The sequence below is a fragment of the Martelella mediterranea genome, from assembly GCF_021021415.1.
Taxonomy (GTDB): domain Bacteria; phylum Pseudomonadota; class Alphaproteobacteria; order Rhizobiales; family Rhizobiaceae; genus Martelella; species Martelella mediterranea_C.
In genome coordinates this window covers 16,793-37,820 of record NZ_JAINWJ010000060.1, presented here as the reverse complement: position 1 = coordinate 37,820, position 21,028 = coordinate 16,793, and the positions used below count along the sequence as shown (strand labels likewise).

The following is a 21,028-nucleotide window of genomic DNA, read 5'->3' as shown; positions in this document are numbered from 1 at the left end:
ATGCAGGACCTTTCAATCGGATTTGTGCCGCTTCTCGACAGCGCCATCGTTCTGGCGGCGGAGGCCAAGGGCTTTTTCATCAAGGAAGGGCTCAAGGTGCGCCTCACTCGGGAAACCTCGTGGAGCGCGATCCGTGACCGGCTGGCGGTCGGCAGCCTGCAGGCCGCCCATGTGCTGGCGCCAATGCCGATTGCCGCCAATCTGGGCCTGTTTCCGCTGGCGCCGAAACTGGTGGCGCCGATCGCGCTCGGGCTCGGGGGCAATGCGGTGACGGTTTCGGCGGCGCTTGGTGCTGCGATGGAAGCTAAGGGCGATGAGAGCGATCTTGACCCGGCCAAAGCGGGCGCGGCGCTGAAACGGGTGATTGCGGCGAGAAGAGCTGAGGGCCTGCCGCCGCTGCGCTTCGGGGTCGTCTACGTGTTTTCCGGGCATAATCTCGAACTGCGCTACTGGCTCGCGGCCAACGGCATCGATCCCGACCGCGATATCGAAATCGTGGTGCTGCCGCCGCCCTTCATGCCGGATGCGGTCGAAGCCGGGCGGATCGACGGTTACTGCGCCGGCGAACCGTGGAACACGATTGCCGCGCGGCGCGGCGCGGCGAGGATCGTCACCGTCAAGGCGAAGATCTGGCGCTCCAGCCCGGAAAAGGTGCTGGCGCTGCCCGCCGATTTCGTGGAGGCCAATGAGGAGACCGTGGCGGCGCTGCTGCGTGGCCTCTACCGCGCCTCGCAATGGGCGGCCGAGCCGGAAAACCACCCTGAACTGGCCGCGATCCTCGCCGAGCCGGGCCATCTCGATGTCGACCGTGCCATGCTCGAGCCGCTGTTCTCCGGAACGCTCTCGATCAGCGAAAAGGCGGAAACCACGGTCGAGGATTTCTTCCTCACCTCCGCCAAGGCCGCGACCTTCCCCTGGCAGAGCCATGCGCTGTGGTTCTACAGCCAGATCGTGCGCTGGGGGCTTTGCGATCACTCGGCCGAGAACGCCGAGATCGCGAAGATGAGCTACCGGCCGGATATCTACCGCAAGGCGCTGCAGCCGCTGCACACGCCGCTACCGGGCGCGAGCCTGAAGGTGGAGGGCGCGTTGAAGACGCCGACGCCGGTGGGCGCGAGCGCCGGCGGTCTCATCCTCGGTCCCGACGGCTTTTTCGACGGGCAGACCTTCGATCCCGATCAGGTCGGCGCCTATATCGAACAGCAGAAGGCGGCGATCTGAGCTGCAAAGCCCGCTCCACCCAAGCCCGTATATTGTGCGCTTCTTGGGTGCAATTGCATAAAATGTGGGCAGTATTTTTCTGAATACATTTTTTATGCAAAAATCCGTCGATGCCGCTTGTCTGATGCGACATTGTGTGTTTCCATAAGTCTCAAGAATTCGGCGCCCAATGGAGGGTGCCAGGCAACGCCGCCAACGCATTCGCGCCACAACTGGCCCGATGACCGTTAGGCGGCTTTTTTCGTTTTTTCGATCTTCCCATCCATCAGGAGAACGCCATGCGCCATTTCCTTTGCTCTGCCACCATGCTCTGTTCGCTGACCTTTGCGGCGACGGCTACCCATGCCGAAATGCTGTTTCCGGAAAAGGACGAACTGACCATCGGCTTCATCAAGTTGACCGACATGGCGCCGCTGGCGATCGCCAAGGAGATGCATTTCTTCGAGGATGAGGGGCTCTATGTCACGCTGGAAGCGCAGGCGAACTGGAAGGTGCTGCTCGACCGGGTGATCACTGGGGAACTCGACGGTGCGCATATGCTGGCCGGCCAGCCGCTGGCGGCCACCATCGGCTATGGCACCGAGGCGCATATCGTCACGCCGTTCTCGATGGATCTCAACGGCAACGCGATCACCGTGTCGAACGCGGTCTGGGGCCGGATGAAGGAAAATATTCCTGCAGGTCCGGATGGCAAGCCGCAACACCCGATCAAGGCCGATGCGCTGAAGCCGGTGGTCGAGGCCTACAAGGCCGAGGGCAAACCGTTCAAGATGGGCATGGTCTTCCCGGTCTCGACCCATAATTACGAGTTGCGCTACTGGCTGGCCGCCGGCGGCATCAATCCCGGCTATTATTCGCCGGGCGACATTTCCGGCCAGATCCAGGCCGATGCGCTGCTCTCCGTCACCCCGCCGCCGCAGATGCCGGCGACGATGGAGGCGGGCACGATCGAGGGCTATTGCGTCGGCGAGCCGTGGAACCAGGCGGCCGTGTTCAAGGGTATCGGCGTGCCGGTGGTCACCGATTACGATATCTGGAAGAACAATCCGGAAAAGGTCTTCGGCCTGACCGAGGAATTTACGGAAAAATACCCGCAGACGACGCTGGGGCTGACCAAGGCGCTGATCCGCGCCGCCATGTGGCTGGATGAAAACGACAATGCCAACCGCGAAGAGGCGGTCGAAATCCTGTCGCGCCCGGAATATGTCGGGGCCGATGCCGAGGTGATCGCCAATTCGATGACCGGCACGTTCGAATATGAAAAGGGCGACAAACGCCCGGCGGAGGACTTCAACGTCTTCTTCCGCCACTACGCCACCTATCCCTATTATTCCGACGCCATCTGGTATCTGACCCAGATGCGCCGCTGGGGCCAGATCGCCGAGCCACGGGAAGACGGCTGGTATGACGAGGTCGCCCGCTCGGTCTATCTGCCGGATATCTATCTGGAGGCCGCCCGCCAGCTGATCGACGAGGGCCATGCCACGGACGCGGATTTCCCGTTCGATACCGATGGCTACAAGCCCGCGACCAACGAATTCATCGACGGTGTGACCTATGACGGCCGGCATCCGAACGCCTATCTCGAGAGCTTCCCCATCGGCCTGAAGGGGGAAGAGATTGTTGACGGCAACAAGATTGCCGGACGCTGAGCGCGATTGACGCCAGCACGGACAAGGAAGGCTCAGACGCTATGACCATTGCCACAGACATGATGGACCCCGAAATCGCCGCCCGCCGCGAAAGGCGCATCGCCCGGATCAACCGGTCGGGCAAGGTGCTCGCCCCCTTCGGCCTCGGCTTCGTCGTGCCGCTTCTGAAGCTGGCCGCCGGCGATACCCCGTCGGAGCAATGGGCGGACCTGAAACAGATGCTGCTCGTTCCTCTGATCGGCATCCTCGCTTTTCTGGCGGCCTGGGCATTCCTGGCGCCCAAGGTCCATACCTCGCTCGGCGCGATCCCCGGCCCGGCGGCGGTGTTCCAGCAGGCCGAGGTGCTGATGGACGACCATGTTGCCGAGCGCCAGAAGGCCGAGGAATTTTACGCCCGGCAGGATGAGCGCAACCAGATGTTGATCGCCGAAGGCTATGCCGACCGGGTGAAGGTGCGGCCCTATACCGGCAAGCCGACCTATTTCGACCAGATCTGGACCTCGCTGCTGACGGTCGCGCTCGGTTTCTTCATCGGCACGGTGATTGCCGTTCCCGTCGGCATCGCCTGCGGTCTGTCGAAGACCTTCGAGGGCGCGATCAATCCGCTGATCCAGCTGTTCAAGCCGGTCTCGCCGCTCGCCTGGCTGCCGATCGTGACCATGGTGGTGGCCGCGCTTTACGAAAGCCAGAACGACCTTCTTCCCAAATCGATGGTGATCTCGGCGATCACGGTGACGCTCTGTTCCATCTGGCCGACGATCATCAACACCGCGCTCGGGGTCGCCTCGATCGATCGCGATCTCGTCAATGTCGGCAAGGTCTTGCAGCTTTCCACCTGGACGACGATCCGCAAGCTGGTCCTGCCGTCCTCGCTGCCGCTGATCTTCACCGGCATGCGGTTGTCGCTCGGTGTGGGCTGGATGGTGCTGATCGCCGCGGAAATGCTGGCGCAGAACCCCGGCCTCGGCAAGTTCGTCTGGGACGAGTTCCAGAACGGGTCCTCGGATTCGCTCGCCCGCATCATCGTCGCCGTCATCACCATCGGCCTGATCGGCTTCTTCCTCGACCGGGTGATGTTCGCGCTGCAGACCGCCTTCACCTATTCGGCGAACCGCTAAGGAGGGCATGATGAAACCCATTCTTCAGCTCAGAAACGTGGAAAAGGGCTTTGGCGAAGGCGTCAAGCGCAACCCCGTCCTTTCCGATATCTCGCTCGATGTGCAGGAAGGCGAATTCATCGCGATCCTCGGCTTTTCCGGCGCGGGCAAGACGACGCTGATGTCGATGCTCGCCGGTCTCGATAAGCCGGACAGCGGCGAAATCCTGTTTCGCGGCGCACCGGTCGAAGGCCCGTCGCCGAAGCGCGGCATCGTGTTCCAGAACTATGCGCTGATGCCCTGGCTTTCGGTGGAGGCCAATGTGCGGCTCGCCGTCGACGCCGTGCACCAGGACAAGCCGGCAAAGGAGCGGGCCGCGCTCGTCGACTGGTATGTGGCCATGGTCGGCCTCAACCATGCGCGCGACCGCAAGCCGTCGGAACTGTCAGGCGGCATGCGCCAGCGCGTCTCGGTCGCCCGCGCACTTGCCATGCAGCCGGATCTGCTGCTTCTCGATGAGCCGCTTTCAGCCCTTGATGCGCTGACCCGCGCAAAGCTCCAGGACGAGCTTGCCGATATCTCGCAAAAAGAGAAGAAGACCATCATTCTCGTCACCAATGATGTCGACGAGGCCATTCTTCTGGCGGACCGGATCGTGCCGCTGACGCCCGGCCCCAACGCCACTTTCGGCCCGTCCTTCGATGTGAATATTGCCCGGCCGCGTGAGCGTGCGGCGATGAATTCCGACCCCGATTTCATCCGCCTGCGCGCGTCGATCACCGAATATCTGATGGATGTCGGCGTCAGCGCGAAACCGGAGACGGCGCGGGTGGAAACGTTGCCCAATGTCGTTCCGATTTCGCTCAAATCGACCTCGAAGCCGCTGCCCGCCGCCTATCGCGAAAAGGCGCAGTCGGCCATCGAGAGCGGCTATGTTGAATTCTCCAACGTCACCAAAATCTATCCGACGCCCAAGGGCCCGCTGACCGTCGTCGACAGTTTCGACCTGAAGATGAAGAAGGGCGAGTTCATTTCCGTGATCGGCCATTCCGGCTGCGGAAAATCGACAGTGCTCTCCATGGCGGCGGGGCTGAACCCGATCAATGCCGGGGGCATCATTCTCGATGGGCGCGAGATCTCCGGCGCCGGGCCGGATCGCGCCGTGGTGTTTCAGGCCCCCTCGCTGATGCCATGGCTGACGGCGCGTGAGAATGTCGCCCTCGGCGTTGACCGGGTTTATCCGAAGGCAAGCCCTGCCGAGCGCCGCGATATCGTCGAATACTATCTTGAGCGCGTCGGCCTTGGCGATGCCATGCACCGGCCGGCGGCCGACATGTCGAACGGCATGAAGCAACGCGTCGGCATTGCCCGGGCCTTCGCGCTGTCGCCTAAGCTGCTGCTGCTCGACGAGCCCTTCGGCATGCTCGACAGCCTGACTCGCTGGGAGTTGCAGGAGGTGCTGATGGAGGTCTGGTCGCGCACCAAGGTCACCGCCATCTGCGTCACTCACGATGTTGACGAAGCGATCCTGCTGGCCGACCGGGTGGTGATGATGTCGAACGGACCGAACGCCCGCATCGGCAACATCATGGAGGTCGACCTGCCGCGCCCGCGCTCCAGAAAAGCGCTGCTCGACCACCCGGATTATTACGCCTACCGCGAGGAATTGTTGGAGTTTCTCGAAGCCTATGAAGGCGGCGCCTCGCCCGCCGAGGAACAGCTCGCCGCCATCAGGCAGAAGCGCGACCAGCGCATCAGCCGGCAGACCTGCAACAAACGCGTCGCAGCGGAGTAGAAAACATGGCCCAGAAACTTGTCATCATCGGAAACGGCATGGCCCCCGGCCGCATGCTCGAAGACCTGTTCGAGCGCGCCCCCGGCCTCTATGACGTCACCATCTTCAACGCCGAACCACGGGTGAATTACGACCGCATCATGCTGTCGCCCGTGCTTTCCGGTGAAAAGACCTATGAAGACATCATCATCCATGGCGATGACTGGTATGAAGCCCATGGCGTAACCCTGCATCGCGGCGCGAAAGTGTCGAAGATCGACCGCGAGGAAAGGACCGTGACCGCCGAAAACGGTGTCACCGCATCCTATGACCGGCTGGTGATCGCCACCGGCTCTTCGCCCTTCATCATCCCCGTGCCCGGTCACGATCTGCCCGGCGTGCTCGCCTATCGCGATCTCGATGACGTTGATCGCATGCTGAAGATTGCCGCGGGGCAAGGCCATGCGGTCGTCATCGGCGGCGGGCTTCTGGGCCTTGAAGCGGCCTACGGGCTGAAGCAGCGCGGCATGAGCGTCACCGTGCTGCACCTGATGGACACGATCATGGAGCGGCAGCTCGATCCGGCAGCGGCCTATCTTCTGGAAAAGGCGCTGGACGAACGCGGTATCGAGATCATTACCAAGGCCAACACCAAGCAAATCCTCGGAGACGGCAAGGTCGAAGGCGTCGAGCTGGAGGACGGCCGCATCATCTCCGCCGACATGGTGGTGATGGCCGTCGGCATCCGCCCGGCGGCGGGGCTTGCCAAGGATGCGGGGCTCGAAACAAATCGCGGCATCGTCGTCGATGACGGCATGGCGACGTCCGATCCCGCTATCTTCGCGCTCGGTGAATGCGCCGAACATCGCGGCACCTGCTACGGTCTCGTCGCGCCCCTCTATGAGAGCGCCGGCGTGCTGGCCGACCGGCTTGCCGGTGGCGCGGCGGAATACAAGGGCTCGCATGTCAACACCAAGCTGAAGGTTACCGGCATCAAGCTGTTTTCCGCCGGCGATTTCGCCGAGGGGCCGGACCGTGAGGAGGTGGTGCTGCGCGATGCCACGCGCGGCGTCTACAAGCGCGTGATCCTGCAGGATAACCGCGTCATCGGCGCGGTGCTTTACGGCGATACCGCCGATGGCGCCTGGTATTTCGACATGCTGAAGCGCGGAACCGACGTTTCCGAAATGCGCGAGACTCTGATCTATGGCCAGGCCTATCAGGGCGGTGCCGAGGCCGATCCGGCGGCGGCCGTCGCGGCGCTTCCGGATGACGCGGAAATCTGCGGCTGCAACGGTATCTGCAAGGGCAAGATCGTCAGCGCAATCAAGGACAAGGGCCTGTCCTCGCTCGACGATGTCCGCGCCCATACCAAGGCTTCGGCGTCGTGCGGCACCTGCACCGGGCTGGTCGAGCAGCTGATGGCGCTGACGTTGGGGGATGCTTATAACCCCGCCGCCGTTCAGCCGGTCTGCGGCTGCACCGATCTCGGCCATGACGATGTGCGCCGCCTGATCCGCGCCAAGGGGCTGAAAACCATTCCGGCCGTGATGCAGGAGCTCGAATGGAAAACCTCCTGCGGCTGCGCCAAGTGCCGGCCGGCGCTCAATTACTATCTCGTCTGCGACTGGCCCGGCGAATATGCCGACGACTATCAGTCACGCTTCATCAACGAGCGCGTCCACGCCAATATCCAGAAGGATGGAACCTATTCGGTGGTGCCGCGCATGTGGGGCGGGGTGACGTCCTCGAAGGAGTTGCGCGCGATCGCCGACGTGGTCGACAAATACGAGATCCCGACCGTCAAATGCACCGGCGGCCAGCGCATCGACATGCTGGGCGTGAAGAAGGAGGACCTGCCGGCGGTCTGGGCCGACCTCGGCAAGGCGGGCTTCGTCTCCGGACAGGCCTATGCCAAGGGCCTGCGCACGGTGAAGACCTGCGTCGGCAGCGACTGGTGCCGCTTCGGCACCCAGGATTCCACCGGTCTGGGCGTCCGGCTCGAAAAGTTCATGTGGGGCTCGTGGACGCCAGCCAAGCTGAAGCTTGCTGTTTCCGGCTGTCCGCGCAACTGCGCGGAGGCGACCTGCAAGGATATCGGCGTCATCTGCGTCGATAGTGGCTTCGAGATCCATTTCGCCGGAGCTGCCGGGCTCGAAATCCGGGGCACGGAAGTGCTCGGCATGGTCAAGACCGAGGACGAGGCGCTGGAGCATATCGTGGCGCTCACCCAGATGTACCGCGAGCAGGGCCGCTATCTGGAACGCATCTACAAATGGGCAAAACGCATCGGCTATGACGAGGTCCGCACGCAGATCATGGACGATGCGGACAAGCGCAAGGCCTATTTCGACCGCTTCGTCGAAAGCCAGAAATACGCCCAGGTCGACCCGTGGTCGGAGCGCGTCTCCGGCAAGGACAAGCACGAATTCAAGCCGATGGCCGTGGTCGGGCAGACCGAGCCGGCGGAGTGAGGAGCCTATCATGAGCAACGATTTCATCGCCATCGGCCGTATCGAAGATATTCCTAGGCGCGGCGCGCGCTGCGTGAATACGGCCTTCGGGCGGATCGCGGTGTTCCGCACCGCGGAGGACGAGGTCTTCGCCATCGACGACCGCTGCCCGCACAAGGCTGGTCCGCTGTCCGAGGGCATTGTGCATGGCAGGGCCGTGACCTGCCCGCTCCACAATATGGTGATTTCGCTGGAAAGCGGCACGGCGCTCGGCGCAGACGAGGGCGAGGTGCAGACCTATCCGGTGCGGGTCGAAGACGGCCGGCTTTTCATTGCGCTCTCCGCGCTGCCGATGGCGGCGGAATAGGGGAGGCGGATCATGGCCACCGGACGCGCAAAAACACCCGCCCGCATGGAGGACCTTTCCGTCCTTCCGCTGTTCTTCCGGCTGAAGAGCAAGGCGGTGCTCATCGCGGGCGCAAGTGATGCCGCCGCCTGGAAGGCAGAGCTTATGGCCGCCGCCGGGGCTGACGTCACGGTCTTTCTCGGTCGCGAGGTCGCCGACGCGGCGCTGCTTGCGCTGGAGGCCGATGGTCGGGTGCGCCTTTCCGGCGCGCACTGGTCGGCTGCCGATTGGACGGCGTTTGAACTGGCGCTGGGCGATTGCGAGAACGACGCGGAGGCGCAGGCCTTCCGCGCGCGGGCGAAAGCTGAAGGCGTACCGGTCAACGTCATCGACAAGCCGGATTACTGCGACTTCCAGTTCGGCTCGATCGTCAACCGCTCGCCGGTTGTCATCGGCATTTCAACGGACGGCGCGGCCCCCATTTTGGGTCAGGCGATCCGGCGGCGCATCGAAACGCTGCTGCCGAAATCGCTGAAAGACTGGACCGGGCTTGCGGCCGGTCTACGCGACGGGGTGAATGCCAGACTGAAGCCGGGCGGCGCGCGCCGGGCCTTCTGGGAGCATTTCGTCGATCTGAGTTTTTCTGGTACTTCCGGCCCTGATGATGGTGCAGCGGACAGGCTCCTTTCGCGGGCAACACGGATTGCCGCATCGCCGCAGACGGGCAGCGTCACGCTGGTCGGAGCGGGGCCGGGCGATCCCGAGCTTCTGACGCTGAAGGCCATGCGGGCGCTGCAGGCGGCCGACGTCATCCTGTTCGATGACCTGATTGCGCCGGAAATCCTCGAACTGGCGCGGCGTGAGGCCAAGCGCATGCTGGTCGGCAAACGCGGCGGGCGGACAAGCTGCCGTCAGGAGGATATCAACCGGATGATGCTCGATCTGGCGCGCGCCGGAAAGCGTGTCGTGCGGCTGAAATCCGGCGACCCCTCGGTCTTCGGGCGTTCCGGCGAGGAAATCATGGCCCTTCGCGATGCGGGCATTCCTGTTTCCGTCATCCCCGGCATTACCGCCGCAAGCGCGCTGGCCGCAGGCACGACGACTTCGCTCACCCACCGCGATTGCGCCCAATCGGTGCGCTTCGTCACGGGGCATTCGAAAAAGGGCGCGCTGCCCGCCGATATCGACTGGCGCGCCATCGCCGACCCGACGACAACGACGATGTTCTACATGGGCGGGCGTACCGCCGGCGAAATCAGCGCGCGGCTGATCGCCGAAGGCCTGCCGCCGGAAACACCGGTCCTGATCGCCGCCAATATCAGCCGCCCCGACGAAAGACGCTGGCACGGCACGCTCGCAAGCCTTGGCCGGGGCATGGCTGAAATCGGCCATGACAACCCGGTTCTGTTCGGCGTCGGCCGGGTCTTTGCGCGGAAGTCGGCTGTTACGGGGGCGACAAATGCGACACAGGTTCTCGCTAATCCTTTGGGTGCCGATTCAGAGCCGCTGTACGCTCTCGCTCGATAGTTCACCTCTATAGCTAAGGCTCGAAATGCTCTGCTGCCGGTTCCGTGGGGATGAAGATGAGATTGTGACCAGGAACCAGGAGTAGATGGGACAAGACGCAAGTTCGACGCGACGCATGTATCAATATCTCTATACGCCTCTTTCCATCTCACCGGCGGTCTCACCGACATGCGAAGTTCTGTCAGCGCCTTGTTTGCGGCGCATTCGCGCGGAAGATGTATTCAGCCCTGAAACGAGCGAGGTGAATCATGCAGGCGGCGTTGATTGCGATGACGATTTTCGGCTGTGATGACAGCCTGAACCAGTGCAGCTATATCGATATGGCCGAAACGCGCTATGCCACTGTCCAGGCCTGCGACAGCGAGATCGAAAACAAGCTCATGGCCTATGGCGACAGCGGTTTTCCCACGATCATCGCCGTCTGCCGGGAGCCGGGCGAGCTCGTCAATGCCGCGCTCGGGCGGAACCCGGATGCCGTCTTGCCACCAACCATGCCCGAAACGACGACCGCTCAGGCGCAAACCGAGATGCCAAACCGCCTCCAGCGGCTGACAAGAGGGTCGATGGCGGCGCTGATGGGCATCGTGCCGACGCGCCAGCAGCTCGCCAACGCCTTTTCGGCGCCGCTGCATATTGTGACCGACAGCTATTCCTGGGTGGTGAAGAAAATCTAGCGCCGAAGCCCGGCTCGACGCTGCGCGGCGGTTGCATACGCAATACCTGATACGGCACTCCCGGAAACGCGAAACTGATAAGCCGGGAGGACATTTGCCGCGCAACCGTCCGCTGACACCCGTTCTAGCGGGAGAACGTTACTGGTTGGTTAGCGTTTCCGCATAAAGGCGGAAACCGGTCGGATTTCACCCTAAAAGCCACGACTTGCGGTTTGTTATTTCAGCGCGACAGACGTATTCTTGAACCAATTGGGTGCTACGGCTTTCGGGAGACGGCAATGTCGCCCGCCGTGGCTCTAAAATGTGATGATCGGAGGAAACAGCAACAATGAAGTCCTATGTCGCCGCTCTGTCATTGGCCTCAGCCGTTGCCTTGTTTTCCGGAGCCGCCGCAGCCGAGACCGACTGTCGCGATCTGACGATCGCCGAGTTGAACTGGCCCTCGGCCGGGCTTGCGGCTTGGGTCGACAAGCTGATCATGGAAGCGGGGTACGGTTGCACGGTGTCGCTCGTCGAAGGCGACACCAACAGCGCCGTCGCTTCGATCGCGAAGGACGGCAAGCCCGATATCGTGCCGGAGTTTTGGTTCGAAAGCACGACGCCGGCGCTGGAGGAGGCGGTTGCCGACAAGCGCGTCGCCTTCGGGGCGGCGCTGCTGAACGAAGGCGGGGTGCAGGGCTGGTGGATGCCGAAATATATCCTCGACGCCAATCCCGGCATGACAACCGTTCAGCAGGCCTTGCAGCATCCGGAGCTTTTCATGCCGGCCGAGGAGGGCGGCAAGCCGGCGGTGTTCAACTGTCCCGAGGGCTGGGCCTGTCGCGCCTCGACCGAAAACCTGTTCCGCGCGCTCGATGCGGAAGAGGCCGGCTTCGCGCTCCACGATGTGAAGGACGCCGCCGCCCTCGACGAATCGATTATTCGGGCCTTCGAGGGCAAAGAGGGGTGGCTGGGCTATTACTGGGCGCCGACGGCTCTTCTCGGCAATCATCCGATGGTCAAGCTCAGCTTCGGCGTGGAGTTCAGCAAGGAGGAATGGGACAATTGCACCATCGTGCCGGCTTGCCCGGATCCCAAGCTCAACACCTATCCCGTCTCGGCCGTCTACACGCTGATCTCGGGCGATTTCGTCGACGAAAATCCCGAACTGATGAATTATTTCAATACGCGCTCATGGAGCAACGGGATGGTGAGCGAAGTGCTGGCCTGGATGGATGAGGAAGAGGCCGGTAACGAGGCGGGCGCCCGCCATTTCCTCGCCAATTACCCCGATGTCTGGAAGGCCTGGTTGCCGGAGGACATTGCGGCCAAAGTCGCCGGCAAGATCTGACCGGCGAGGGTTGTTGCGTCGCCCGTTCGTCGCCGTTATGATTACGGCGTGCCGGCAAGGGTGCAGTCGGGGATGGTCCCCGTTCGGTCATCGTGACCGTGGCGATCAACACAGCGGACGCCTCTATGAACTACGAATCGTCCGCTTTCGCCAAACTGCCACCCGCCGGCGCATTCTCCTTAGCTTTGGAAAGCCGACCGGGGTCGGTTGGATGACCAATACCTCTCTGGTCCTCGGCGGAGCACGCTCAGGCAAGTCGCGTCATGCCGAAATGCTGGCGCGCCGGCATGGCGAACGCCTGCATTATATCGCGACCGCCGAAAGCATGGGTGATGCCGAAATGGCGGCGCGGATCGCGCGGCACAGGGCTGATCGCGGCAGCGACTGGATCACCCACGAAGCGCCATTCGCGCTGGTCGAGTGTCTCGAAGCTCTGGAGCGGGAGAATGCGCCCGTGGTGGTGCTCGACTGCCTGACGCTGTGGCTCAGCAATCTGCTGCTGGCGGAGCGCGATATCGACGCCGAAAGCGCGCGGCTTGCCGATTTCGTCGCGCGCTGTCCCTACCGGCTGATCATGGTCAGCAATGAGGTGGGGCTCTCGATCGTGCCGGACAACGCGCTTGCGCGGCGCTTTCGCGATGCCGCCGGAATTTTGAACCAGCGCATCGCGGCGGTCTCGGCGGAGGTGGTGTTCATGGCCGCCGGCCTGCCGCTTCATCTTAAATCTGCATCATAAGCCATTGATAGGTCTGGTTCTTCTCATCCAAGAATACCTTGACGGCCATCGCCATGCAGGACAGCACCAGAAGCGGGCGGATGATCTTAGCGCCATTCTTCATGGCGAGATTCGATCCGGTGCGGGCGCCCAGAAACTGGCCGAGGCCCATGACCAGCCCGACCTTCCACAGGATCGCGCCCCCGAACATGAACACCGCGAAAGCGCCGATATTGGTCGACAGGTTGAGGAATTTGGTGTGGGCGGTGGCCTTCAGCATGCCGAAACCGCCGAGTGTGACGAAGGCGATCATGAAAAACGAACCGGTTCCCGGCCCGAATAGCCCGTCATAAAAACCGATGACGGGCACCACCAGCGCGGCAAAAAGCGGGGCGGAGAGCCGCTTCTCGCGGTCGCTGTCGTCGAGCCCGCTGCGCAGCGCGAAGTAAAGCCCGATCGCGACCAGCAGGAAGGGGAGCGCGGCGCGCAGCGCATCGCCGGAAATCAGCGTCGCGACCAGCGCGCCGAGCGCGCCGCCGGCAATCGCGATCAGCGCCATCGGCCATTGTTTCATTGGCTCCACCCGACCGGCGCGGGCATAGGAGATCGTGGCGGAAGCCGCGCCGAACATGCCCTGCAGCTTGTTGGTGCCGAGCGCCTGCAGCGGCGGCACGCCGGAAATCAGCAGCACAGGTATGGTGATGAGGCCGCCGCCGCCTGCGATCGAATCGACGAAGCCCGCGACATAGGCAGCCGCGAACAGGATCAGCAGCAGTTCGATACTGGCTTCAAACACGAAAACATCCTTTGCGGGGCCATCGCCGCGCGGACCTGCGGCGTTTCCTTTTTTCTCCGGATCGTGTAGGGCCTTTCTCGATCCGGCGCAAACGCCGTTACCATATTTCCGAGAACAGGATGCGCTTTCATGCACAAGGTAATTTTCGACACGGACCCCGGTATTGACGATGCCATGGCTCTGCTCTTCCTGGAGCGCCATCCCGATATCGAACTCCTCGGCATAACCTCTGTTTTCGGCAACGCCTCCGCCGACACGACCACCCGCAATGCGCAGTTCCTCAAGCGCGAATTCGGCATCAAGGCCCCGGTCGCCCGTGGCGCCGACATAACCTTCGATCCGGGCCGGCCGATGGCCTCGTGGCCGACATTCGTGCATGGCGTCAACGGGCTCGGCGATATCGATGTGCCGGAGACGATCGAAGATGTGCCGCTGGATCCGCGTCCGGCCTTCCAGTTCATCATCGATACGGTGCGCGAACATCCCGGCGAGGTCGAGATCGTCGCCGTTGGCCGGATGACCAACCTTGCCATGGCGCTGGCACGCGATCCGGAAATCGCCGGCCTCGTCAAGCAGGTCGTCGTGATGGGCGGCGCGTTTGACACCAACGGCAATGTGACGCCGGCGGCGGAAGCCAATATCCACGGCGACCCGGAGGCGGCCGATGTCGTTTTCACCGCGCCGTGGAAGGTTGTGATCATTGGCCTCGACGTCACGCTCCAGACCGTGATGACCCGCACGATGATGAAGGATCTGGCCCTGCGCGGCGGCGCGGCGGTGGAACTGCTGGCAAGGATTTCCGATCCCTATATCGATTTCTACAGCCAGCAGGTCGAGGACGGCATGGTGGTGCATGACAGCTGCGCCTGCGCCTATGTGGTGGCGCCCGAGCTCTTCGGTCTCAGGTCGGGCGCCGTGCGCGTGGTCTGCGGCGGCATCGCCGACGGACTGACCTTGCAGAAGCCGTCCGGCGGCGCGTTCGGCCCGAGTCCCTGGGATGACAAGACCGAGCAGAAGGTGGCGATGACCATCGAGGCGGAGAAGGTCGTCGACCTGATCGCCGCCACGCTCGCGCCCTGACGCAGGAACAGTCCGGCCTTGTGCCGGTTGTGTTTACCTTAAAATCAGTATCGCGTTGATAGTAATCCCCGCTGCACATATCGTTCATTAGAAACATATGTGTGTCGGGGGTGGATATGCGTAAAATACTGTTGGCGTTACTGGTGTTGCTTGGCGCGGCGTCGGCCGCGAATGCCGCCCGCAAATCCGGCGACGAGATTTTCGATCCAGGCAAGGTGGTGGCGGCCGTCAGCCTGACGAGCCAGACCATGAAGGTCATCATTGGCGGCCATGAGCGCTATGAATGGCCGGTCTCGACCGGGGCAGGGGGCTATTCGACGCCCCCCGGCATTTACGGGGCGGAGTGGTTGTCGAAGAACCACCGCTCGCGCAAGTACAACAATGCGCCGATGCCGTATGCGATCTTCTTCCATCACGGCTATGCCGTCCACGGCACGGACCAGCTCTCCCGGCTTGGCCGCCCTGCATCGCACGGTTGCGTGCGGCTTCATCCGGACAATGCGGCGCTGCTGTTCGAACTCGCGCAGACGATGGGTCTGGAAAACGTCACGGTGGTGATCGGCGACTGATAAGGGAATCAGTCATTGCCCGCGGCTGCGTTCAGCCTGTCGATATCCGGCACGCTGACATGGCGGTTGTTTTCGACAATGATGACCTTTTCGTTGCGCAGCTTGGTCATCTGACGGCTGACCGTTTCGATGGTCAGCCCAAGAAAATCGGCGATGTCGGCGCGCGACAGGGGCAGATCGAAGGTGCAGCCATCATCGGCAAGCGGGTCGATATGGGTCGCGATCAGATACAGAAATGAGGCGACCTTTTCGCGCGCACTCTTGCGGCCGAGCGTCAGCATCCAGTCGCGCGCCTCATCGAGTTCCTTCAGGGACTGATTGTAAAGCTTGCGCTCAAGTTCCGGCGATTCTTCGATCATGCGCTCCAGCGCGGCGCGCGGGAACGCGCATATTTCCGTTTCCGTTGCCGCTTCGGCGGTCAGCGCGCTTTCGCGCGAAAACGGGCGTCCCATGAAATCGGGCGCGAACTGCAGGCCCACGATCTGCTGGCGGCCGTCGGCCATCATCTTGGAAAGCTTCACAACGCCACGCAGAATGTTGGAATAGCTGCCGACGCTTTCGCCCTGTCCGACGACTTCCGCCCCGCCCTCGATTGTCCGGCGCGAGGAATGCTTGTTGATCTGCGCCAGTTGCTCGGGCGTGAGGACCGAACAGATGCCGCCATGCCGCGCCTCGCAAGCTCGGCATACGTGCGGCAGGATGTCGTCGCCTTCATAGGGTCGATGGGTATTGTCGGTCATTGGGTGTTCTCAGTTCGTCGTGGCGCGGAACCGCCTGCCTTCTGTGCGACGCCGGACTTCAAGGCTGCGGCGCCGCCACAACTGCATTGGTTCGCACGCAGCTACTGTGCAACCAAACTTGATCAAAGTCAAAGCTGCGACTGCCCCAAGGCGCTATCCCGTTCGCATTATCAGTCAGGAAGGGGCGCGTCATGACGTCGCAACGACAGTTGTTGGAAAAGTTTTCGGAGCCGGTTCCGCGCTATACCAGCTACCCGACAGCCCCGCATTTTCACGAGGGGGTCGATCCGGTCACGGCGAGACAGTGGATCACGGCACTCGGCGCCGGCCAGAAGCTCTCACTTTATGTCCATATTCCCTATTGCGACCGGCTTTGCTGGTTTTGCGCCTGTCACACCAAGCACACCCTCAAATATGAGCCAGTGGCCGCCTATCTCGAGAGCTTGAAACATGAAATCGAGACCATGGGCCGGCTGGTGTCGCCCGATGTGATCGTGACAGGCCTGCATTGGGGCGGCGGCTCTCCGACCATGCTGAAGCCCGAAGACATGCACCGCCTGATGGGCTGGCTACGGAGCGTCTTCACGTTTGCAGATGACGCCGAGATCAGCGTCGAGATGGATCCCAATGATCTCGATGAGGCGCGCTATGATGCGCTGGCCGAAATCGGGGTGACGCGGGCAAGCCTCGGCGTCCAGGACTTCGATCCCAAAGTGCAGAAGACCATCAACCGCTTGCAGACCTTCGAGCAGACAGCGGAGGTGATTGCGGCGATGCGCAAGCGGGGCGTGAGGTCCGTCAATTGCGACCTGCTCTACGGCCTGCCGTATCAGACGCTTGATACGATGGCGAAGACCGTCGCCGATATCATCAGCCTGAAACCCGACCGGATCGCGCTGTTCGGCTATGCCCATGTGCCGTGGATGAAGAAGCATCAGGTGCTGATTCCCGAACACGCCCTGCCGGATGCGGAGGAGCGATTCCGCCAGATGTCGCTGGCGGCCGGGATGCTGGTCGAGGCCGGTTACGAGGCGATCGGCATCGACCATTTCGCGCTTGCCGACGACACGCTTGCCAAGGCGGCGCGCACCGGCAGGCTGCGGCGTAATTTCCAAGGCTATACCGATGAAAGCGCCGATGCGCTGATCGGGCTCGGGGCGTCATCGATCAGCCAGTTGCCCGAGGGCTACTGGCAGAACATGCCGGCGACCGGCGAGTACCGGCGCATGGTCGAAAGCGGCGATCTGGCGGTGGTGCGCGGTGTAGCACTTCAGCCGGAAGACCGCGCGCGGGCCTTCGTGATCGAGAGAATCATGTGCGCTTATGGTTTTTCCGTCTGTGAGCTGAAAGCGCGATTCGATGCCGGAACGGACGATATCATCGCCGAGGCCAAGACCTATGCGGGCGAAAATCCCGACGTGTGCGTTTATGACCGGTTCGGATTTCGACTGAAAAATGAGGCTTTTCCGTTCGCGCGCTCTGTTGCTGCGGTTTTCGATACCTATCTTGGGCGCGGCAAGGGTCGCCATTCGGCGGCCGTCTGAGTTACAATCGAAAAATTGCCCTCGTGCAACCTGTGGCCATTGGCTTTTCGCCAATCATTGCCTATGAGGAGGGCACACTTGAAAGATGAAGAGGTAATAGGCGTGAGCGCTACATTTGATAAAGTTGCCGATATCATCGCGGAAACGAGCGAAATCGACCGCGATCAGATTACGCCGGAAAGCAATACGATCGACGATCTCGGCATCGACAGCCTCGATTTCCTCGATATCGTCTTTGCGATCGACAAGGAATTCGGTATCAAGATCCCGCTCGAAAAGTGGACGCAGGACGTCAACGAGGGCAAGGTCGATGCGGATGAGTACTTCATTCTGAAGAATCTCTGCGCCAAGATCGACGAACTGAGAGCGGCAAAGCAGTCCTAAGGGCGACCGGTTTTACGACCGGCATCTCAGCCCGCCTGGCTTCGCTGCGGAACTGATGCAGGGGCTGAAAGCATTCAATGCTGCTCGAATATTTCCAGATGATTGACGAGATCGTGTCGGCGGACATCTCCGCCGGGACGATCGTCGCGCGTTCCACGGTTCCCGAAAAAAGCACGGTTTTCGAGGGACATTTTCCGGGCATGCCGCTCGTTCCGGGCGTGCTTTTGATCGAGACCATGGCGCAGGCTTCCGGCATGCTGCTGCTCGGCGTCAATGACTGCACGGCGATGCCGTTTCTGATGATGGTCGACAGCGCCAAGCTGCGCGGCTTCGTCGCGCCCAATGCCGTACTCGATATCGAAGCGCAACTGGAGCACGAGGGCTCGGGCTTTGCCGTTACCAAGGCGAAGATCGCGTCCGGCGGAAAGCCGATCGCGAGCGCCCAGCTCAAATTCCGCACGATGTCCTTCGATGACAATGAACTAGCGCCGATCGTGAAGCGGCGCGCCGAGGAAGTCGGCCTGTTTGCGGCAATCGCCGGACAGGTCGCGGAGAGGTCCTGACATGGCGAAATCCTCCAATGATGTGGTCGTTACCGGCATTGGTCTGGTCACGAGTTTCGGCGTCGGCATCGAGCCCCACGTCGCGATGCTCACCGGCGGCCAGCCGGAAGTCCGGATCGATGCCGAGATCTGCGCGCCCTATCCGGTGCATCCGCTGCCGGAGATCGACTGGAAGGGGCAGATCCCCAAGCGCGGCGACCAGCGCCAGATGGAAAACTGGCAGCGGCTCGGCGTCTATGCCGCAGGCCTCGCGCTCGACGATGCGGGTATGAAGGAAAATGAGGAGCTTTGCGCGACGATGGACATGATCGTCGCGGCCGGCGGCGGCGAACGCGATATCGCCGTCGACAGCCTGATCGTCAACGAGGCGCGCCAGCGCAATGATCGCGAGATCCTGCTGAACGAGAAGCTGACGACCGAGCTGCGCCCGACGCTGTTCCTCGCCCAGCTCGCCAATCTCGTCGCCGGCAATATCTCGATCGTCCACAAGGTCGCCGGCTCGTCGCGCACCTTCATGGGAGAGGAAGCGGCAGGCATTTCCGCCGTCGCCACCGCCTATGCCCGCATTCTCGCCGGCCAGTCCAGCCACACGCTGGTGGGCGGCTCATTCGTGGCCGAGCGGCGCGATATCCTGCTGATGATGGAATCGGTGCATGCGCTGTCGCGTGGTGAGTGGAGACCGCTCTGGGACCGGCCTGAAGATGAAGACGGCGGCATGGTCATGGGCACGGCCGGTGCATTTCTGGTTCTGGAATCACGTGAACATGCCGAGGCCCGCGGCGCGCATATCTATGCGGTGCTCTCCGGCGTCGAAGGCGATCGCGGCAAGCGCGACGATGGCCGTCTGGAGCAGCGGCTCGAGCGGCTGTTCAAGGATGCCGGGTTTACGGGCGCTTCCAACGAGGCGATCCTTTCCGGCGCGACCGGCCTCACCGACATAACCATGCGCGAGGCCGCTTTCGTGAAAGAGCATTTTCCGTCAGTGCCGCTGCGCGGCTATACCGGCGCAGCCGGCCACGCCATGGAAGCCAATTTCACGCTGGGCATTGCGCTGGCAGCCCTTGCGCTCGACAGGAAGGTCGCTCTGCCGGTCTTCAACGCTGGCGGCGAGCAGCCGATGGCGGCGCCGGCCGAAAAGATCGCGGTGACCACTGTCGGCCATCAGCGCGGCGAGGGCGTCGCCGTGCTCTCGGCCGAGAAATAAGGAAGGACCGGACAGATGAGCAATGCCTATACAGATCATCTCGGCCGCCCGCTCGTTGCCGTCACCGGCATGGGCGTGGTGACCTCGCTCGGTCGCGGCCTCGAGGACAACTGGAAGAAGCTGACGGAGGGCGTTTCCGGCATACATGCCATTTCGCGCTTTCCGACCGACCATCTTTCCACCCGCATCGCCGGCACGGTCGATTTCATTCCGGCCGAGGACAATGCGGTTTCCCGCTCCTATAATTTTGCCGAGGCGACCATCGAGGAGGCGCTTGCCGCAGCCGGCCTTTCCGGCGATTTCGAGGCGCCGCTGTTTCTCGCCGCCCCGCCGGTCGAGCCGGAATGGTCGATGCGCTTCGCGCTGACCGATCGCTCCGGTCCGCCGGTAGAGGAAAACGACGCCTATGTCCGTTTCCTTGCCGCCATGCGCGAGAAGGGCGATCCGGCCTTTCACGAAGCGGTGCTGTTCGGTTCAATTTCGGAACGCATCGCCGACAAGTTCGGCACGCGCGGCCTGCCGGTGACCACATCGACGGCCTGCGCCTCGGGCGCGACCGCCATCCAGCTCGGCGTCGAGGCGATCCGCCAGGGCCGCACGGAGCGCGCCATGACGGTGGCCACCGATGGTTCCGTCAGCGCCGAGGCGCTGGTGCGGTTCTCGCTGCTGTCGGCGCTCTCGACCCAGAACGACCCGCCGGAAAAGGCCTCCAAGCCCTTCAGCAAGGATCGCGACGGCTTCGTGATCGCCGAAGGGGCCGCGACTCTGATCCTCGAATCGCTTGCCTCCGCCGTCGCCCGCGGGGCGAAGGTCTATGGCATTGTGCGCGGCTGCGGCGAGAAAGCCGATCACTTCCACCGCACCCGGTCCTCGCCCGATGGCGCGCCGGCGATCGCGACCGTGCGCGCGGCTTTGGAAGACGCGGGTCTCGATATCGACGGCATCGATTACATCAACGCCCATGGCACTTCGACGCCGGAAAACGACAAGATGGAATATTCCTCGCTCAGCGCCGTGTTCGGCGAGCGGCTGAAGTCGATCCCGCTGTCTTCCAACAAGTCGATGATCGGCCATACGCTGACGGCGGCCGGCGCGGTTGAGGCGGTGTTCTCGTTCCAGGCGATGCAGACCGGCGTGCTGCCGCCGACCATCAATCACGTCAATCCGGATCCGGCGATCGAGCTCGATGTTGTGCCGAATGTGAAGCGCGCCGCCGATGTCGGATCGGTGCTCTCCAACTCGTTCGGATTCGGCGGCCAGAATGCCTGCCTGGTGATGACGCGCGAGCCGGCGTGAACCCGAGTGGTTGATGATCTAGTTTAGTTAGTGCCGTTAAGATATTGAATATAAAGGAATGAT

19 protein-coding genes are annotated in these 21,028 nt (G+C 62.5%); 17 read left to right on the top strand and 2 right to left on the bottom strand.

Annotated elements, in window-relative coordinates:
- From K7H91_RS23370 to cobU, 10 genes are all read left to right on the top strand, one after another.
- Positions 1-1,221, top strand: coding sequence for a CmpA/NrtA family ABC transporter substrate-binding protein (locus K7H91_RS23370; RefSeq protein ID WP_230722594.1), 1,221 nt, complete (start codon positions 1-3; stop codon positions 1,219-1,221).
- Positions 1,222-1,499: 278 nt separating this feature from the next.
- The gene (locus K7H91_RS23365) at positions 1,500-2,873 is read left to right on the top strand and encodes a CmpA/NrtA family ABC transporter substrate-binding protein (protein WP_230722593.1); all 1,374 of its coding nucleotides are present in this window, start codon (positions 1,500-1,502) and stop codon (positions 2,871-2,873) included.
- Positions 2,874-2,914: 41 nt separating this feature from the next.
- On the top strand, positions 2,915-3,991 hold the full coding sequence (locus K7H91_RS23360) for an ABC transporter permease (RefSeq protein ID WP_230722592.1): 1,077 nt from the start codon (positions 2,915-2,917) through the stop codon (positions 3,989-3,991).
- Between the two features lie 7 nt (positions 3,992-3,998).
- Positions 3,999-5,765: an ABC transporter ATP-binding protein gene (locus K7H91_RS23355; protein WP_230722591.1), complete on the top strand. Its 1,767-nt coding sequence runs from the start codon at positions 3,999-4,001 to the stop codon at positions 5,763-5,765.
- 5 nt (positions 5,766-5,770) lie between these two features.
- Positions 5,771-8,218 carry a nitrite reductase large subunit NirB gene (nirB, locus tag K7H91_RS23350; RefSeq protein ID WP_230722590.1) on the top strand — a complete coding sequence of 816 codons (2,448 nt, stop codon included), beginning with the start codon at positions 5,771-5,773 and terminating at the stop codon, positions 8,216-8,218.
- 10 nt (positions 8,219-8,228) lie between these two features.
- A complete protein-coding gene (gene nirD / locus K7H91_RS23345; protein ID WP_230722589.1) occupies positions 8,229-8,564 on the top strand; it encodes a nitrite reductase small subunit NirD in 336 nt (111 codons plus the stop codon).
- 12 nt (positions 8,565-8,576) lie between these two features.
- Positions 8,577-10,070 carry a siroheme synthase CysG gene (cysG, locus tag K7H91_RS23340; protein ID WP_230722588.1) on the top strand — a complete coding sequence of 498 codons (1,494 nt, stop codon included), beginning with the start codon at positions 8,577-8,579 and terminating at the stop codon, positions 10,068-10,070.
- A gap of 248 nt (positions 10,071-10,318) precedes the next feature.
- Positions 10,319-10,744 (top strand): hypothetical protein, encoded by a 426-nt coding sequence (locus K7H91_RS23335; protein ID WP_230722587.1) that lies wholly within the window; start codon positions 10,319-10,321, stop codon positions 10,742-10,744.
- A 328-nt stretch (positions 10,745-11,072) separates the two neighbouring features.
- A complete protein-coding gene (locus tag K7H91_RS23330) occupies positions 11,073-12,074 on the top strand; it encodes a glycine betaine ABC transporter substrate-binding protein (protein WP_230722586.1) in 1,002 nt (333 codons plus the stop codon).
- Positions 12,075-12,285: 211 nt separating this feature from the next.
- Positions 12,286-12,810, top strand: coding sequence for a bifunctional adenosylcobinamide kinase/adenosylcobinamide-phosphate guanylyltransferase (gene cobU, locus K7H91_RS23325; protein WP_230722585.1), 525 nt, complete (start codon positions 12,286-12,288; stop codon positions 12,808-12,810).
- On the opposite strand, the gene K7H91_RS23320 is transcribed toward cobU, so the two are convergent.
- The gene (locus K7H91_RS23320; RefSeq protein ID WP_230722584.1) at positions 12,794-13,585 is read right to left on the bottom strand and encodes a TSUP family transporter; all 792 of its coding nucleotides are present in this window, start codon (positions 13,583-13,585) and stop codon (positions 12,794-12,796) included. The genes cobU and K7H91_RS23320 overlap by 17 nt on opposite strands.
- A gap of 129 nt (positions 13,586-13,714) precedes the next feature.
- Between K7H91_RS23320 and K7H91_RS23315 the strand changes: the two genes are divergently transcribed.
- On the top strand, positions 13,715-14,665 hold the full coding sequence (locus tag K7H91_RS23315; protein WP_230722583.1) for a nucleoside hydrolase: 951 nt from the start codon (positions 13,715-13,717) through the stop codon (positions 14,663-14,665).
- 116 nt (positions 14,666-14,781) lie between these two features.
- Positions 14,782-15,234, top strand: coding sequence for a L,D-transpeptidase (locus K7H91_RS23310; RefSeq protein WP_230722582.1), 453 nt, complete (start codon positions 14,782-14,784; stop codon positions 15,232-15,234).
- Positions 15,235-15,242: 8 nt separating this feature from the next.
- Here the strand turns inward: K7H91_RS23310 and K7H91_RS23305 are convergent, their stop codons facing one another.
- Positions 15,243-15,974, bottom strand: a complete 732-nt coding sequence (locus K7H91_RS23305; protein WP_230722581.1) for a Crp/Fnr family transcriptional regulator — start codon at positions 15,972-15,974, stop codon at positions 15,243-15,245.
- Between the two features lie 191 nt (positions 15,975-16,165).
- Here K7H91_RS23305 and hemN point away from each other — a divergent pair, with 191 nt between their 5' ends.
- The 5 genes from hemN to K7H91_RS23280 all read left to right on the top strand — a co-directional run bounded on the left by hemN (position 16,166) and on the right by K7H91_RS23280 (position 20,965).
- Positions 16,166-17,518, top strand: coding sequence for an oxygen-independent coproporphyrinogen III oxidase (gene hemN / locus K7H91_RS23300; RefSeq protein ID WP_230722580.1), 1,353 nt, complete (start codon positions 16,166-16,168; stop codon positions 17,516-17,518).
- A gap of 96 nt (positions 17,519-17,614) precedes the next feature.
- Complete coding sequence (locus tag K7H91_RS23295; protein ID WP_085986543.1) at positions 17,615-17,902, top strand: acyl carrier protein; 288 nt, start codon at positions 17,615-17,617, stop codon at positions 17,900-17,902.
- A gap of 77 nt (positions 17,903-17,979) precedes the next feature.
- Positions 17,980-18,465: a 3-hydroxyacyl-ACP dehydratase FabZ family protein gene (locus tag K7H91_RS23290; RefSeq protein ID WP_230722579.1), complete on the top strand. Its 486-nt coding sequence runs from the start codon at positions 17,980-17,982 to the stop codon at positions 18,463-18,465.
- A 1-nt stretch (position 18,466) separates the two neighbouring features.
- Positions 18,467-19,669 (top strand): beta-ketoacyl-ACP synthase, encoded by a 1,203-nt coding sequence (locus K7H91_RS23285; protein ID WP_230722578.1) that lies wholly within the window; start codon positions 18,467-18,469, stop codon positions 19,667-19,669.
- A gap of 15 nt (positions 19,670-19,684) precedes the next feature.
- A complete protein-coding gene (locus K7H91_RS23280; protein WP_230722577.1) occupies positions 19,685-20,965 on the top strand; it encodes a beta-ketoacyl-ACP synthase in 1,281 nt (426 codons plus the stop codon).
- Positions 20,966-21,028 lie beyond the last annotated feature (63 nt).

What these genes read in the sequence shown, in the direction of transcription:
- K7H91_RS23290 (WP_230722579.1), top strand. Translation starts at nt 17,980, where the DNA reads ATGCTGCTCGAATATTTCCAGATGATTGACGAGATCGTGTCGGCGGAC.
- K7H91_RS23285 (WP_230722578.1), top strand. Translation starts at nt 18,467, where the DNA reads ATGGCGAAATCCTCCAATGATGTGGTCGTTACCGGCATTGGTCTGGTC.
- K7H91_RS23330 (WP_230722586.1), top strand. Translation starts at nt 11,073, where the DNA reads ATGAAGTCCTATGTCGCCGCTCTGTCATTGGCCTCAGCCGTTGCCTTG.
- K7H91_RS23310 (WP_230722582.1), top strand. Translation starts at nt 14,782, where the DNA reads ATGCGTAAAATACTGTTGGCGTTACTGGTGTTGCTTGGCGCGGCGTCG.
- K7H91_RS23280 (WP_230722577.1), top strand. Translation starts at nt 19,685, where the DNA reads ATGAGCAATGCCTATACAGATCATCTCGGCCGCCCGCTCGTTGCCGTC.
- hemN (WP_230722580.1), top strand. Translation starts at nt 16,166, where the DNA reads ATGACGTCGCAACGACAGTTGTTGGAAAAGTTTTCGGAGCCGGTTCCG.
- K7H91_RS23335 (WP_230722587.1), top strand. Translation starts at nt 10,319, where the DNA reads ATGCAGGCGGCGTTGATTGCGATGACGATTTTCGGCTGTGATGACAGC.
- K7H91_RS23305 (WP_230722581.1), bottom strand. Translation starts at nt 15,974, where the DNA reads ATGACCGACAATACCCATCGACCCTATGAAGGCGACGACATCCTGCCG.
- K7H91_RS23315 (WP_230722583.1), top strand. Translation starts at nt 13,715, where the DNA reads ATGCACAAGGTAATTTTCGACACGGACCCCGGTATTGACGATGCCATG.
- K7H91_RS23370 (WP_230722594.1), top strand. Translation starts at nt 1, where the DNA reads ATGCAGGACCTTTCAATCGGATTTGTGCCGCTTCTCGACAGCGCCATC.
- nirD (WP_230722589.1), top strand. Translation starts at nt 8,229, where the DNA reads ATGAGCAACGATTTCATCGCCATCGGCCGTATCGAAGATATTCCTAGG.
- cysG (WP_230722588.1), top strand. Translation starts at nt 8,577, where the DNA reads ATGGCCACCGGACGCGCAAAAACACCCGCCCGCATGGAGGACCTTTCC.
- K7H91_RS23355 (WP_230722591.1), top strand. Translation starts at nt 3,999, where the DNA reads ATGATGAAACCCATTCTTCAGCTCAGAAACGTGGAAAAGGGCTTTGGC.
- K7H91_RS23360 (WP_230722592.1), top strand. Translation starts at nt 2,915, where the DNA reads ATGACCATTGCCACAGACATGATGGACCCCGAAATCGCCGCCCGCCGC.
- K7H91_RS23365 (WP_230722593.1), top strand. Translation starts at nt 1,500, where the DNA reads ATGCGCCATTTCCTTTGCTCTGCCACCATGCTCTGTTCGCTGACCTTT.
- cobU (WP_230722585.1), top strand. Translation starts at nt 12,286, where the DNA reads ATGACCAATACCTCTCTGGTCCTCGGCGGAGCACGCTCAGGCAAGTCG.
- nirB (WP_230722590.1), top strand. Translation starts at nt 5,771, where the DNA reads ATGGCCCAGAAACTTGTCATCATCGGAAACGGCATGGCCCCCGGCCGC.